Here is a 15,483-nt window from a genome sequence, read left to right as displayed (position 1 = left end):
TAAATGATAACAAGCTCCTTCTAGTGTAAGAAAGAGCTTGAACCAATTATGCATTTTTCTTTAGAATGTCTCCTTTAATGACAGGTGCGGGTATCTTCTTAGATTGCCGTGCTTCTTTAAAGGTAACGAATGCTTTCGTTTCTTCATCCCAAAGTCTAAATTTCATTGACTCGATACTTGTTTTTAAAGTGATGGTTGGAACATTTTGAAGCGGCTCACTATGATCATGTGCATGCTCCAAGTGATAATTCGGTACCCTCGGACTTAAATGATGGACATGGTGATAACCGATATTGCCTGTTAACCACTGAAGTAGTTTTGGCAATTTGTAAAAAGAACTGCCTTCTACAGCTGCCTGCACATAGTTCCAATGTTCATCTGCTTCAAAGTAAGAGTCCTCAAACGTATGCTGTACATAAAACAACCATACACCGATAGATCCTGAGATTAGGAAGATCGGACCTTGAACAAGCAGGAATTCCTGCCAGCCAAAAAGAAGACATGTTGCGGCTGCTAACGCAATGATGCTCACGTTTGTGAAATACGTGTTCCAACGCTCTTTTTTACGAGCATTTTTGACGTTGAAACGGTTTTTTAAGAGAAAGACAAAGATCGGTCCTAAAATAAACATCACAAACGGGTTACGATAAAATCTGTAGCGAAATTTCGTCCATGCTGATGCTTCTTGATATTCTTTGACTGTTAGGAGCCAAATGTCGCCAGTACCTCGTTTGTCTAAATTACTGCTTGTGGCATGGTGAATTGAATGATCTCGTTGCCATTGAAGATAAGGGAAAAGGGTGAGTACGCCCGTTAAAAAACCGAACAGGTGATTTAGCGGCTTCTGTTTAAAAAAGGATTGATGGCAGCAGTCGTGAAAAATAATAAAGACACGTACTAAAAATCCAGCTGCAATAACCGCAAAGAAGAGGGTTAAAAGGTAGGAGATATTCAGGCTATAATAAGCAAGAAACCAAAGCCCTAAAAATGGAATGAATGTATTAAAGAGTTGAATGATACTTTTTTTCGAATCAGCACCAGAGAATTGACCCACTTGTTTTCTTAAAGTGGCTTGCTGCTTTGTGTTTGTTGAAGTCGTCATGAACGTTCAAGTCCTTTCCGTTTCTTTCTACTTCAAAGTATAGAAGGGAAGGTGTCATGCTCATAGTAGCACCCATCATGTATTCAATATGACATTTGTCATGTTTGTCATCAAAAAGGCTGATGGGATCAACGTTTGTGCGCTTATTACATCATCAATAAAAAAATAAAGGCGCTGGGCCTTTACTTTTTATGAACGTGCTTCATGTACTTTTAACTGCTTGCCTTTAATGGTTGTGTGACGCATGGCATTCAGCACAAGAGGGCCTTTGCCGTTTAAAATATCTACATATGTTTTCGTGTCTTGAATCGTAATAATCCCAATGTCATCGAATGCAACGCCTTCTATTTTGGCAATAGTCCCAACAAAATCAACAGCTCGCAGCTTCTTTTTCTTTCCACCGTTAAAATAAAGCTTCATAATATCCTTCTCAACGCCTGCCTGTTTATTTTCCTTTTGAATAGGCGTTTCAATTTTCTCTTCAAATCTTTCTACATGCTTTTCTGCTTCTTCCTTCGTTGGATAAGGCTGAGTTTGAAAATCTATGCCGGCATCCTGCTTTAATTCATCAATAAGCGGCTTAGCATTCTTTGTCATAAACGCAATCGTTTTTCCGCTTTTTCCCGCTCTGCCTGTTCTACCAGTTCGGTGAATATAGCGCTCTTTTTCATAAGGAAGATCATAATGAATGACATGTGTCATATCACTGACATCAATTCCCCGGGCTGCTATATCTGTTGCGATCAGATAACGGAATTCACCTTTTTTAAATTCATCCATCACATCAAAGCGGTCTTCCTGTCTCATGCCGCCATGAATTTTGTCACAAGGCACATCCCATTCATCCAGCTTCATCGTGAGTTCATTCACCCGGTCCTGTGTATTACAGAAAATAATGCAGCTATCTGGATTTTCAATGACGATCGTCCGCTGAAGAAGGGAGAATTTCGATTCCTCTTCTGTTTCAATTACGGTATGGGTGATTTGCTGTACAGACGTTTCTTCACGTGCGATCTCAATGATTTTCGGTGATTGTAAAAATTGTTCGCTCAATTTCTTCATATCTTCAGACATTGTCGCTGAAAATAGCATCGACATGCGCTTTGGCGGCAGATACTGAATAATAGAAGAAACCTGATCGATGAATCCCATGTTCAGCATTTCATCCGCTTCATCTAACACGAAAAATTTGAGATTTTCTAAAGAAAGGGTGCCTTTCTCAAGGTGATCCAAAATGCGGCCTGGTGTCCCGCACACAATATGGTTTTTCTGTGAAAGCTCTACTTTCTGCGCTTGAAAAGAGGCTTTTCCAAAAATGGCTGCGGCTTTGATTCGTTTGAATCGTCCAAGGCTTGTGAGGTCTTGTTTGACCTGCATGGCGAGTTCTCGTGTCGGAACGAGGATAAGGGCTTGAGGCTTATTTTCAGCCCAATCAACCATTTCACAAATCGGCAGACCATATGCTGCAGTCTTGCCACTGCCAGTCTGAGATTTGACGATTAAATCCTGCTTTGAAAAAGCAACAGATAATGTCTCGTGCTGAACGGGTGTAGGTGTATGGAAGTGAAGCGCTTCTAGCGCTTGTTTCAATTCATCACTTAATGGATATTGATCAAAATGTTGTAATGTCATCGTGTTCTCCTTTTCGTACAATCATACTTGTGACATCATACCATAACCATGACCGTGAATGAAAAGACATAAAAAAAAGCCCCATAAAGGAGCTTTAAACCCTCAATAATCTGAAAGATTAAAGGAATCTTCGTTTTACTTTTTCCCAGTAAGAGTTGTCTTTTAATTTCACCGTTTTAATCACTTTTCCTGAAAGTCCAATGTCAATTTGTTTGACGTGTTTTGTACCGAGCGCTTCGTTATCAAGCCCGATAATTGGATGATCGTTTCCATCCTGCACCACCTTCAGCGTCAGCTTACGGTCACTGCTTAAAATGAAAGGAGCGCCTAATGTACGGTACGAGTTGTTATTCAGAGATGCAAGCTCTGTGACTTGCATACATGGAAGCATCGGATCAACCACGGCGCCGCTCACGGATTTATTGTAAGCCGTTGAACCAGTCGGAGTGGAAATAATCATGCCGTCGCCTCTAAAAGTTTCAAAATGGAAATCATCTATATACACATCGATCACAAATGTTTTAATAATGCTGGAGCGGATCGACAGTTCATTTAAGCAATGGAACTGATTTGTACTGTCAACGCTTACATCGATAATCGGATATTTTCTCACTTCAAGCTGTTCAGTGTTCATGGCATCAATCATTTTATCAAAATGCTCTAACGAGAAATCACAGTATAGATGCGTATTCTCTGATTTTGATACCCCTACATACAAGCAGTCATCCCGGAAGTTCGTTTTGCGGACTGCTTGAAGAAATGTGCCATCCCCGCCAATTGAAGCAATAATATGGGCATCCTCTGCACGCTTGACGACGTGAAAGCCTTGATCGGTAGCGAGCTTCTCGAGAGAAGAAATGTGTCCATCCAATTCATGATCTTTTTTGTAAAAGAAAAATACATTGCGTCGATTGTCTGTCATTGACGTTCTCCCCTTTGCTGTCAAAAATAATTTCCAATAATAAAGGGCTTACATGAAAACCCTTGCTCACATTTTACACTTTTTTCATATGAAAGTAAAAACATTAGAAAGAACCATCTGATGATCATATTTGCATGATGAGAAATGAGTCGATGTGAGTGATTCGAAATGGCTGAATCCTGAGCATAATTGAATAGCCGTTTTCTCATGGAAGAATGGTTTAGGTGTTTCGTTGCGGTGAAGATCTAGCCTATTAGGTTCAGGGAGAGGATAAAAAAGCCAATTTTTCGTCATGCGCTTATCTACGTAGACGATGTAAAGTTGATCGTTATTTAAGAGAGGTGCTATCATATGCCTACATGAAATGTAAAAAAACCACAATTCCTGTGAAACATTTCATGTGGGCATTCGTATGAATGAAGTGAGACAAAAAGGAGGAGAAAAAGATGAATGCGAAAAGATGGGTAGCGCTAATTATTGCACTTGGTGTTTTCGGATTTTCAATTGTGATTAGTGTCACGATGGCCTTGTTCGATAGCTTCAATGACAATAAAATGAGCTATCAATTCGGGGATGAAATAGAAGAGAAGGTACTAGAGAATGGCAGCGGTGCAGGCAAGATTGCTGTTCTTGAGATTAATGGAACCATTCAAGATAATGGCGGCGCATCGAGCCTACTAGGCGGAGAAGGGTATGATCATCGTGCATTCCTCAAGGAACTAGATAAAGCGAAAGAGGATGCTTCGGTAAAAGGCGTACTGCTGCGCGTTAACTCTCCTGGTGGCGGTGTCTATGAAAGTGCTGAAATACATAAAAAATTAGAAGAAGTGAAAAAAGCGAAGAAGCCGATTTACGTATCTATGGGCTCAATGGCAGCTTCTGGCGGCTACTACGTGTCAACTCCAGCGAAGAAAATCTTTGCTTCACCTGAAACATTAACAGGATCACTAGGTGTTATTATGCAGAGCTTGAATTATTCAAAGCTGGCAGATAATTTGGGGATTAAATATGAAACAATTAAGAGCGGGAAGTTCAAAGACATCATGTCTCCTAACCGTGATATGACAAAAGATGAGCGTAATATCATGCAAAGCATGGTCGATAACTCTTACGAAGGATTTGTCAAAGTGATCTCTGAAGGACGAGGCATGTCAAAAAAGGAAGTCAAGAAAATTGCTGACGGCCGAGTATATGACGGGACACAGGCAAAATCGAACGGATTAGTCGATGAGCTTGGGTATTATGAAGATGCATTAAAAGCGATGAAGAAAAATGAAAAAGGCTTAAAAGGAGCAACAGTGGTCAGCTATTCTCAAAGCTTTGGCTGGAACTCACTCTTTAACATGAGTGCAAGCAAGCTCTTTAAAAGCGAAATCGATTTTCTGAATTTAAAAGAAACACTGGCTGGCTCAAATGGGTCTAAACCGATGTATCTCTATTCAAAATAAAGGAGGGATCATAGATGGATTCTACATTCGATGAAGTAAGCGAAAGCCGCAGCCAAGAGGAAGAATCGAAGCCGGCCTTTGTGAAGCGCGCTTCAATTGAAGCACAGGCGTTTGCAGGTTTTTGGATTAGATTTTGGGCGTTTATTCTTGATTGGCTCGTCGTCTGGGGTGTCAACCATTTGACGGTTTCTCCAATCTTTAGTCTGTTTGGCTGGTCCAAAGGAGGGGGATGGTTTTCTCCATTTTCCGTCACAACGACAATTGTATTTCTCCTTTATTTCGCCATCATGACGAAAATCTTTCAGCAAACACTTGGCAAGATGGTGTTTGGGATTAAAGTGGTCTCACTTCAGCCTGAGAAGAAGCTGGCATGGGATGTTATTTTCTTTAGAGAGATTGTGGGGCGTTACATTAATACGATCTTTGTTCTCTATGCTATCGTTGGGTTCTCGCCGAAAAAGCAAGGGGTTCATGATTACTTTGCTGATACGGTGGTTGTCCATGAACATTTATATGAAAAAACAGAATCAAACGTATAATCAGAGGAGTTTGGCCGCGTACCGGTCAAACTCTTTTTTTGTTGATTGGGTATAAAATCCAGAATGAGAGCCATAATCGTAGGGGAAGCATCATTTGTTATGGAGGAAGTGAGCACAGTGCTTTACGTTTGGATCGCCGCGTTGTTGTTTCTTGTGATCTTATTGATTTTCATGAAAGTAACCATTTCGCTGGACTATTCGCATACAAACGACAATGACCATATTGCACTGAAGGTCATCACCTTATATGGATTGGTCAGACTCAAAAAAGAGATTCCGATGGTGAGGGTCAATCCAGAAGACCAAACGATTGATATTCGTGAAAAGAAAATGGAGAGCGCCAAAACCCCTGATCACGAAAAAGAATCGATGCATAAAAAAGTAGGAAAACGTGATATGAAGCAAATTCTTCATCAAATGGAACGCATCACAAAAGAGATTGTCGATTTAAACCGGATCATGCGCAAGTTCTTCATTCACATAAGGGTTGTCTCATTTCACTGGTCGACATGGATCGGCTTTCATGACGCCGCTTTAACAGGTGTAGCAGCCGGCGGTGTGTGGTCAGTTAAAGGAGCGCTGCTTGCCTTTATGCAGGAGCATCTCACCTTTAAGCATAAACCAGTATATGAAGTCATTCCGGCCTTTCAGCACAACGTATCACAGACTCAGTTTACATGTATAGCTTTTTTTCGTATTGGACATGCTATGCTTGCAGCCATTCGTTTACTTGTCCATTGGTTAAAAGGGAGAAAGGCGAGAAAAAGTGCCTCTCTTCAAGCAACGAAGAATGAATCATCTGTTTAAGGAGGAACCCGAAAATGGCAGATCATCCAATCCAAGGTCTCATGAAGACAGCGATGGAAAACTTAAAAGAAATGATAGATGTGAATACAATCATCGGCGATCCAGTCGAAACCCCTGACGGCAGTGTCATTCTCACTGTGTCAAAAGTTGGTTTTGGATTTGCAGCCGGCGGCAGTGAATTTAACGGGAACCAAAAGAAGGAAAAGCGTTCTGATGATCAAGAACGAAAAGAACCGAGACTCCCATTTGGCGGCGGAAGCGGCGGCGGGGTGTCGATTACACCAATTGCCTTCTTAATTGTAGGAACAAACGGAGTTCGAATGCTTCATTTGGATGAACACACACATCTGCTCGATAAAATATTGGATTCTGCTCCTCAAGCAATTGAACGTCTTCAGCACATGTTTAAGAAGGATGAGCGGGAGCACCGTCATAAAGAACGAAAACTAGATGACATAGACCTTTAAAAAGTTAGCTGCGCTGCAGTTAACTTTTTTTTCAAAATGGACGATTAGGCTTTGCAGTTTTTTGCTTTCTCTACTATGATAGAACCATACATTTGAAAAGGGAGGAATTGTTTTGGCATCGATCACATTTAAAGGAAGTCCTGTCACGCTTGTAGGAAATGAAGTAAAAGTAGGCGAGCAGGCTCCTGATTTTACGGTTTTAACGAACTCACTTGGAGAAGTTTCACTTTCTGATTTAGCAGGAAAAGTGACGATCATCTCAGTGATTCCTTCTATTGATACAGGTGTGTGTGACGCACAAACAAGACGTTTCAATGAAGAGGCAGCGGGTTTAGGTCCGGTCAATATTTATACGATTAGTGCAGACCTTCCATTTGCACAAGCACGCTGGTGCGGAGCAAACGGAATTGAAAATGTCGAAACATTATCTGATCACAGAGATATGTCATTTGGTGAAGCATTCGGAGTGTATATGAAAGAATTGCGTTTATTGGCGCGCGCAGTCTTCGTATTAGACCCTAACGGAAAAGTGGTTTACACTGAATACGTAAGTGAAGCAACGAATCACCCAAATTATGAAAAAGCCATTGAAGTTGCAAAATCACTGTTATAAAAGCAGCATCGACAAGAGCTCCGGCTTCAACCTGGGGCTCTTTTCAATGAGAACATATAGCTTTTAACAAAGCGAGGAGAGAAAAGCATTGCAGAAAGATCAAGTAAGTACTATTTTTGAACTGCTCGATACAGCTTCTATTCGATTGAAAAAGGAACAGAGCATTTCCTATATTGAGGCATTGGCAGAAGCAGGAGAAGCCTTTTTCCAAGCAAATGATCGAAACGGTTTATTAAAGGATTTAATAGAGAAAGCAGATTTTGCTTCTTATGATCATGAGCAGATTCGTAAAGCGTTTCAGCTCGCCGTATTGAAAGGTCAAAAGGATATTTCTCATCCAAATCGCCAGATGACGCCAGATACGATTGGACTGTTTGTCAGCTATTTGGTGAATAAATTTTTAGAAGGTCAAAAAGAGCTTGCTGTCTTTGATCCAGCAGCTGGAACAGGAAACTTACTTCTTGCGGTTTTAAACAATCTCACTGCAGAAACAAAGCGCGGCTTTGCGTCTGAAATTGATGATGTGCTCATTAAAATTGCTTGGGCCCAGGCGAATTTAGAGGAGAAGGAAGTCGAGCTTTTCCACCAGGACAGTCTTGAACCGCTTCTAATCTCACCGGCAGATGTCACTGTATGCAGCCTGCCAGTCGGCTATTATCCAAATGATGAGCGTGCAGCAGACTTTGAATTGCAGGCAAAAGAAGGACATGCCTTTGCCCATTATTTATTCATTGAACAAAGCCTCCGCTACACAAAAGAAGGCGGCTTCTTATTCTTCATCATTCCAAACGACTTGTTTGAAGGAAAAGAGAGCGTACAATTAAAGGATTTCATCAAAGATCATGCGTATATGAATGCGTTAATTCAGCTGCCAGTGTCCATGTTTAAGGATAAAAAACACGCCAAAAGCTTATTTGTGATGCAAAAGAAAAAAGAAGGGCTGGAAGCACCAAAACGAATGCTGTTTGCCAATCTTCCATCTTTCTCACAAAAGGAAGCAATGGTCGGTGTGATGAGAAAACTAGACCAGTGGTTTATAGAAGAAAAAGAAACGAAAAAATAGCCAGAGTTAATTCTGGCTATTTTACTATTCAGAAAATAATGACTTATTGATGTAAGCGATAACAGTTTGAAGGTGCACTTGAAATGCAAAGTTTTCAATGTTTAAATGAAAAAGTCAGATATTTTTCGGACTTATCGTTAAACTATAAAAGACCCGTCAAACAGGTTGAATATAGCACCGGAAAAAACGTGAAACCTTATATAACAACTGAGTAAAAGGAGCGACAGTAATGTCCAAAATTATTGCAATCAACGCAGGAAGCTCATCTCTTAAATTCCAATTGTTCGACATGCCAGAAGAAACCGTTTTAACAAAAGGTCTTGTTGAAAGAATCGGAATGGACAACAGTATCTTCACGATTTCTGTAGATGGAGAAAAGAAAACAGAAGTGACAGATATTCCAGATCACGCAGTAGCGGTCAAAATGCTGCTTGAAAAACTAACTGAATTTCACATCATCAAAGACTTTAATGAAATTGATGGCGTAGGACACCGTGTTGTTCACGGCGGAGAGAAATTCAGCGATTCTGTACTTTTAACTGATGAAGTGATTAACGACATTGATCAGCTTTCAGAGCTTGCACCACTTCACAACCCTGCAAACGTTGTAGGAATCAAAGCATTCAAACAAATTCTGCCTGACGTACCAGCGATTGCTGTGTTCGATACAGCGTTCCACCAAACTATGCCAGAGCAGTCTTATCTATACAGCCTTCCGTACGACTACTACAAAAACTTTGGTATTCGTAAATACGGATTCCACGGGACAAGCCACAAGTTCGTTACAGAGCGTGCAGCAGAGCTATTAGGCCGTCCACTAGAAGAGCTTCGTTTGATTTCTTGCCACCTTGGAAATGGTGCGAGTATCGCAGCAGTTGAAGGCGGAAAATCAATCGATACATCTATGGGCTTTACACCACTTGCTGGTGTTGCAATGGGTACACGTTCAGGTAACATTGACCCTGCTCTTATTCCATTCATTATGGAAAAAACAGGACATACTGCTGAAGAAGTGCTTTCTACTTTGAATAAGAAGAGTGGTCTTTTAGGTGTGTCTGGTCTGTCAAGTGACCTTCGTGATATTGAAGAAGCAACAGAAGAAGGAAACGACCGTGCAGAAGTTGCTCTTGATATTTTTGCGAGCCGTATTCATAAATACATCGGCTCTTATGCAGCAAGAATGAATGGCGTAGATGCGATCATCTTCACAGCTGGAATCGGTGAAAACAGTTCAGAAGTAAGAGCACGTGTACTTCGTGGTCTAGAATTCATGGGCGTTTACTGGGATCCTTCCCTAAACAACATGAGAGGCGAAGAAGCATTCATCAGCTACCCGCACTCTCCTGTAAAAGTGATCGTCATCCCAACAAACGAAGAAGTAATGATTGCAAGAGACGTTATGCGTTTAGCGTAATCAAGTTTGAAAAGCTCAGCGTGTAGACAAATCCTCGCATTCGTTGTCAGGTCTGCGCTTCGGTGCTCACGAATGTCAAATTCGCTCCGCTCCGGTGCTCGTCCTTCCTAGACTGCAAAGGTTTTCTATCACGCTGAAAAGAAGACAAAGGGCTAAAATCAAAATCATTTTAGCCCTTTGTCAACAATCTGAGCTCTTTTCCAATAAGGAAAAGAGCTTTTTTCTGTTAAAAGCTGCATGCTATAATGTTGTCCAATATGAAGTAAAAGGGAGCGTTGCGGAAAATGAGCGTGACAGAACATAAACGAGAGGCGAAAGAAAGGCTTTATGTGAAGGTCATTACGGTCAGTGATACAAGAACGAAGGAAACAGATAAAAGCGGGCGCCTGATGATTGATTTGCTCAAAGAACAGGGACATCTTGTTCTTGCATACGATATTGTAAAAGATGATATTGGATCGATTCAAGACGCTGTGCTGGAAGGAACAAGCGAACCGAAAATAGATGCCGTCTTGTTAAATGGCGGAACAGGAATTGCTGCAAGGGATGTGACCATTGAAGCGATTACCCCTCTTTTTTCCAAGGAGCTGCCTGGCTTTGGTGAAATCTTCCGCATGCTCAGCTATACAGAAGACATAGGTTCAGCTGCTATCTTGTCCCGGGCAGCGGCAGGGGTCGTCAATCAAAAGGCTGTCTTTGCCACGCCGGGATCTACCGGAGCCGTTCGTTTAGCCATGACAAAACTCGTGATTCCAGAGCTACCTCACGTCTTACGAGAGCTTGAAAAAGATCAAAAATAGCCCAAAATGACTCTGCCAAGAAAATTTGGCAGAGTTTTTTTCATAAAGGGGTTGAAAAAACAATTTTTCCTTGTTACAGTGTATACATACTAAATGCATGTTTATAAATTAAAACTTATTTTTATGCAAAAAACATTCACAGAATCAAAACAAGCGAGAGGAGCTTTTCAATCATGTCACAAAATAAAAAAGTTGTATTAGCATATTCCGGAGGTCTTGATACCTCTGTTGCAGTTAAATGGTTACAAGAGCAAGGATACGAAGTTGTTGCTTGCTGCCTTGATGTAGGTGAAGGAAAAGACTTGGCATTCGTTCAACAAAAAGCGCTTCAAGTCGGAGCGGTTCAATCATACATGATTGACGCAAAAGAAGAATTTGCTGAAGAGTTTGCACTCACTGCATTACAAGCACACACAATGTATGAAGGAAAATATCCACTAGTATCTGCACTATCCCGTCCGCTTATTGCAAAAAAATTAGTGGAAGTAGCAGAAAAAGAAAATGCAGTAGCAGTTGCTCATGGATGTACTGGAAAAGGGAACGACCAAGTTCGTTTTGAAGTATCCATTAAAGCATTGAATCCAGATCTAGAAGTTCTTGCGCCAGTGCGTGAATGGAAATGGTCTCGTGATGAGGAAATCGAATATGCACAAAAACACGGTATTCCAATTCCGATTAACTTAGACAGCCCATATTCAATCGACCAAAACCTTTGGGGCAGAAGTAACGAATGTGGCATTTTAGAAGATCCTTGGGCTGCGCCGCCAGAGGGTGCATATGATCTGACAAATCCACTTGAAAAAACGCCTGACACACCTGAAATCATTGAAATCACGTTTGAAAAAGGAAAACCGACAGCGATTGACGGAATCCAGTATTCATTATCTGATCTTATCCTTCATTTAAATGAAGTCGCTGGTCAGCATGGTGTTGGCAGAATCGATCACGTTGAAAACCGACTTGTTGGGATCAAATCTCGTGAAGTGTACGAGTGCCCAGGTGCAGTCACACTTCTTAAAGCACATAAAGAGCTTGAAGACTTAACACTTGTTAAAGAAGTCGCACACTTTAAACCAATCGTGGAACAAAAAATGGCTGAATTAATATACAACGGCTTATGGTTCTCACCGCTTAAAGAAGCACTAGATGCATTCTTACAAGAAACACAGCAAAACGTAACAGGTGTTGTACGTGTGAAACTATTTAAAGGCCATGCCATTGTAGAAGGACGTAAATCACCATATTCACTTTATGATGAAAATCTCGCAACTTATACAAAAGCAGATGAATTTGATCATGATGCAGCTGTAGGATTTATTAACCTTTGGGGCTTACCGACAAAAGTAAACAGCATCGTGAATAAAAAGGAGCAGGTTAAAGCATGAAAAAGCTTTGGGGAGGCCGATTTCAAAAAACACCAGAAAAATGGGTCGATGAGTTTGGCGCGTCCATTCATTTCGACAAACAATTAGTGAAAGAAGATCTGACCGGCTCCCTTGCTCATGCAAGTATGCTGAATAAATGCGGTATCCTCGGTGATGAGGAGGCCGCTGCCATCAAAGACGGACTAAATACGCTCATGAAAAAGGCAGAGGCGGATGAACTGGAATTCTCAGTAGATTATGAGGACATTCATTTAAACCTTGAAAAAATGCTCATTGATGAGATTGGTCCGCTTGGCGGCAAATTGCACACAGCGAGAAGCCGGAATGATCAGGTCGCAACTGATATGCACTTATATTTGAATAACCAAGTCGAGCATATCATTGAATTGATCTCTTCCTTTCAAACGGTGCTTGTAGAGAAGGCAGAACAGCACGTTGAAACGATTTTCCCAGGATATACGCACCTGCAGCGTGCGCAGCCTATTTCGTTTGCCCATCATATGCTCGCCTATTTTTGGATGCTTGAGCGTGACAAAGCGCGCTTTCAAGATTCATTGAAGCGAATTAACGTGTCTCCACTTGGATGCGGAGCGTTAGCAGGAACGACATTCCCGATTGATCGTGAATATACTGCAGAGCAGCTTGGCTTTGACCACATTTACGAAAACAGCCTTGATGGTGTGAGTGATCGGGACTTCATTTTAGAGTTTTTGTCTAATAGCAGTCTTGTGATGATGCACCTCTCACGTTTTTGTGAGGAAATCATTTTATGGTGCTCACAAGAATTCAAATTCATTGAACTCGATGATACGTATGCAACAGGCAGCAGCATGATGCCGCAGAAGAAAAACCCGGATATGGCTGAATTAATCCGCGGAAAAACAGGCCGTGTGTATGGCAACCTAATGGGGCTTCTCACGATTATGAAAGGCTTGCCGCTTACGTATAACAAAGATCTGCAAGAAGATAAAGAAGGCATGTTTGATACAGTGAAAACCATCGCTGGCAGCCTGCAAATCTTCACAGGTATGATTCAAACCATGACAGTGAACGAAGATGTCATGAAAAAGGCAACAAAAGAAGATTTCTCAAATGCGACAGAAGTGGCAGACTACCTTGCGAAAAAAGGCATGCCATTCCGTGAAGCACACGAAATCGTTGGCAAGCTTGTGTATACATGTATTCAAAAAGGCATCTACTTAAGTGATCTTCCTTTTGAAACTTTTACAGAAGCAAGTGAGCTTTTTGAACAAGACATTTACACTGTTCTTGATCCGTATGTTGCGGTTGAAAAAAGAACAAGTGCAGGCGGAACTGGATTCAAACAAATCCAGCTCGCTTTAGAAAAAGCAAAAGCCTGTCTGGCATAACACGCAAAAAACCATTCGTATGATACGGATGGTTTTTTTGTCATGGAAAAAAGGAGATTGATGACCATTGGAGAAAATGAAAGCATACTAGCGTCAAGCAGAAGAGGGAGTGACAGCAGATCATGAAGAAAACGCTTGAGGCTTTGTTTCATCAACCGATCGTATCAGTGAAAACGTTAGGAGAACAATATGACGGACGGGCCAATGATGTGTGGCTGATCTCCTTACAAGATAAAACGGAATATGTGATCAAATCTCCTAAAACTGTAAGAGAAGAAAGTGAATTTGTGACTGGGATCAATATGATCTATGGAGTAGATGCTCATACTACACAAAAGTATATCGATCAAATTAATCAAAAACTGTCTCATACGAATTCATTTCAGATTCCAGAAGTTGTTCGTAAAGTGAAGCAGGCAGGGAGACATTTTTATGTAATGGAGAAAGTAGAAGGAACACCTTTCACATCTTTCGATGGACGTTCATCAAACTTTTATAAGGATTATGGGAGGAAACTAGCACATCTTCATTCATATCGAACTGACTTTTTTGGGGCAGTATACGGAGCTGAAAAGAAACATTTGAGAGAATTTCATGCGGTGTTAAAAAAGGCTGTACCCAAACTCATAGAGCGTTATTATGCTGATCAGACTGAATTTCACTGTTATGCAGAAATTGTGCTGCAAAAGATTGAAAAGCTGAAGCCTCCTGATTCAGCCAGTCTTATTTTAATTGATTTAGATCCGTCTCAATATATTGAAAAAGATGATCAAGTAACGAGTTTAGTTGATACAGAATATGTCGTATATGGACCAGCTGCGTTTGATTTTATTGCATTGGAATACCTTCTGACGAAAGAAGCTGCCCGCGATGTCCAATTGGGGTATGAAGAGATTTGTCCGCTTCCTCGCGAGCTTCATGAGGTGAGAGAATGCTATCGTTTTGTTTCGCTGCTTCTCGATATCCATGGCTCATGGGATCTGAAAAAGTGGATGAATCACCCTATACTGTTTTACTCCTATTGATAAAGGGTTCATAAGTGCGCCAGCTGCCGGTTTATAGTAAAGTAAAAGATAAGATAAGAAACACGTGAACTTGCAACCTTTGCTTTAGGAGGAGATTGTGTGCGACACGCATTAATAACAGCGGGTTCTAAAGGACTTGGCCGGAAAGTCACCGAGTCTTTACTGAATATGGGGTATTCTGTGACAGTGAATTATCGAAGTGATGATGAAGCTGTCCGGCAGATGAAAGAAGAATTGCAGGAATACGAAGAAAAGCTTCAATTTGTCCAAGGAGATGTGACAAAAAAAGAAGATCTAAAAAACATGGTAGAGCTGGCAATAGAGCGATTTGGGCGGATTGATGCCTTGATTAACAATGCTGGTCCTTATATTTTTGAACGAAAAAAACTGGCGGATTACTCTGAAGATGAATGGTATCAAATGATGGAAGGCAACTTATCAGCAGTATTCCATTTATTCCGAATGGTCATCCCAATGATGAGAAAACAAAGCTTTGGCCGCATTATCACTTATGGCTTCCAAGGTGCAGACCATGCGCCAGGCTGGATGCACAGATCAGCCTTTGGAGCGGCAAAAGTGGGCCTTGCGTCATTGACGAAAACCATTGCGATTGAAGAAGCCGAAAACGGCATCACCGCCAATATGGTTTGTCCAGGCAAAATCGTTGGAGACATGAAAGAATCGACAATAGAGGAAGCCCGCCAAATCAAAGACGAAGAAACGCCAATAGGCAGGTCTGGTACTGGAGAGGATATAGGACGTATCATCTCATTTCTATGTGATGACCGTTCAGACCTCATTACAGGCACCGTCATTGAAGCAACAGGTGGTCTTAACGTCATTCACAGGCATTAAGTTTTTCAGCTTTTTATAGAGGGAATAAATGATATGAGATC

The 15,483-nt window shown here is 41.2% G+C and carries 15 protein-coding genes; 12 read left to right on the top strand and 3 right to left on the bottom strand.

The features are described 5' to 3' along the window. Nucleotides 1–46: 46 nt before the first annotated feature. The 3 genes from MHI46_RS13730 to MHI46_RS13720 all read right to left on the bottom strand — a co-directional run bounded on the left by MHI46_RS13730 (nt 47) and on the right by MHI46_RS13720 (nt 3,656). Nucleotides 47–1,102, bottom strand: coding sequence for a fatty acid desaturase (locus tag MHI46_RS13730; protein WP_064497828.1), 1,056 nt, complete (start codon nt 1,100–1,102; stop codon nt 47–49). Nucleotides 1,103–1,291: 189 nt separating this feature from the next. Beyond that, nucleotides 1,292–2,734 (bottom strand): DEAD/DEAH box helicase, encoded by a 1,443-nt coding sequence (locus MHI46_RS13725; protein WP_341084228.1) that lies wholly within the window; start codon nt 2,732–2,734, stop codon nt 1,292–1,294. 118 nt (nt 2,735–2,852) lie between these two features. Further along, the gene (locus MHI46_RS13720) at nt 2,853–3,656 is read right to left on the bottom strand and encodes an NAD kinase (protein ID WP_024424814.1); all 804 of its coding nucleotides are present in this window, start codon (nt 3,654–3,656) and stop codon (nt 2,853–2,855) included. Nucleotides 3,657–4,102: 446 nt separating this feature from the next. On the opposite strand from MHI46_RS13720, the gene sppA reads away from it, so the two are divergent. The 12 genes from sppA (at nt 4,103) to MHI46_RS13660 (ending at nt 15,442) form a co-directional block, all read left to right on the top strand. Beyond that, on the top strand, nt 4,103–5,104 hold the full coding sequence (gene sppA / locus MHI46_RS13715; protein WP_059374781.1) for a signal peptide peptidase SppA: 1,002 nt from the start codon (nt 4,103–4,105) through the stop codon (nt 5,102–5,104). Nucleotides 5,105–5,118: 14 nt separating this feature from the next. Next, nucleotides 5,119–5,643, top strand: a complete 525-nt coding sequence (locus MHI46_RS13710) for an RDD family protein (RefSeq protein WP_041086612.1) — start codon at nt 5,119–5,121, stop codon at nt 5,641–5,643. 99 nt (nt 5,644–5,742) lie between these two features. Beyond that, nucleotides 5,743–6,450, top strand: a complete 708-nt coding sequence (locus tag MHI46_RS13705; protein WP_144464228.1) for a DUF2953 domain-containing protein — start codon at nt 5,743–5,745, stop codon at nt 6,448–6,450. A 14-nt stretch (nt 6,451–6,464) separates the two neighbouring features. Next, nucleotides 6,465–6,917 (top strand): GerW family sporulation protein, encoded by a 453-nt coding sequence (gene ytfJ / locus MHI46_RS13700; protein WP_024424811.1) that lies wholly within the window; start codon nt 6,465–6,467, stop codon nt 6,915–6,917. Nucleotides 6,918–7,029: 112 nt separating this feature from the next. Next, nucleotides 7,030–7,530 (top strand): thiol peroxidase, encoded by a 501-nt coding sequence (tpx, locus tag MHI46_RS13695; RefSeq protein WP_144464226.1) that lies wholly within the window; start codon nt 7,030–7,032, stop codon nt 7,528–7,530. Between the two features lie 88 nt (nt 7,531–7,618). After that, nucleotides 7,619–8,593 (top strand): class I SAM-dependent methyltransferase, encoded by a 975-nt coding sequence (locus MHI46_RS13690; RefSeq protein ID WP_144464224.1) that lies wholly within the window; start codon nt 7,619–7,621, stop codon nt 8,591–8,593. 229 nt (nt 8,594–8,822) lie between these two features. After that, entirely contained in the window at nt 8,823–10,007 is a 1,185-nt protein-coding gene (locus MHI46_RS13685; protein WP_039180594.1) for an acetate kinase, read from the top strand. Nucleotides 10,008–10,291: 284 nt separating this feature from the next. After that, nucleotides 10,292–10,807 carry a MogA/MoaB family molybdenum cofactor biosynthesis protein gene (locus MHI46_RS13680; RefSeq protein WP_039180591.1) on the top strand — a complete coding sequence of 172 codons (516 nt, stop codon included), beginning with the start codon at nt 10,292–10,294 and terminating at the stop codon, nt 10,805–10,807. A 173-nt stretch (nt 10,808–10,980) separates the two neighbouring features. Further along, nucleotides 10,981–12,192 (top strand): argininosuccinate synthase, encoded by a 1,212-nt coding sequence (locus tag MHI46_RS13675; RefSeq protein ID WP_048239076.1) that lies wholly within the window; start codon nt 10,981–10,983, stop codon nt 12,190–12,192. Continuing rightward, nucleotides 12,189–13,562, top strand: coding sequence for an argininosuccinate lyase (gene argH / locus MHI46_RS13670; RefSeq protein ID WP_024424805.1), 1,374 nt, complete (start codon nt 12,189–12,191; stop codon nt 13,560–13,562). The genes MHI46_RS13675 and argH overlap by 4 nt, the downstream gene beginning before the upstream one ends. Nucleotides 13,563–13,684: 122 nt before the next feature. Continuing rightward, a complete protein-coding gene (locus MHI46_RS13665) occupies nt 13,685–14,587 on the top strand; it encodes an aminoglycoside phosphotransferase family protein (protein WP_024424804.1) in 903 nt (300 codons plus the stop codon). A gap of 99 nt (nt 14,588–14,686) precedes the next feature. After that, nucleotides 14,687–15,442 (top strand): SDR family oxidoreductase, encoded by a 756-nt coding sequence (locus MHI46_RS13660; RefSeq protein WP_064497832.1) that lies wholly within the window; start codon nt 14,687–14,689, stop codon nt 15,440–15,442. Nucleotides 15,443–15,483: the final 41 nt, after the last annotated feature.

Source organism: Bacillus sp. FSL K6-1000 (assembly GCF_038630785.1).
Classification (GTDB): Bacteria; Bacillota; Bacilli; order Bacillales; family Bacillaceae; genus Bacillus; species Bacillus safensis.
Note: the sequence above shows the minus strand (reverse complement) of the source record. Positions and strands in the feature narration are given on the sequence as shown.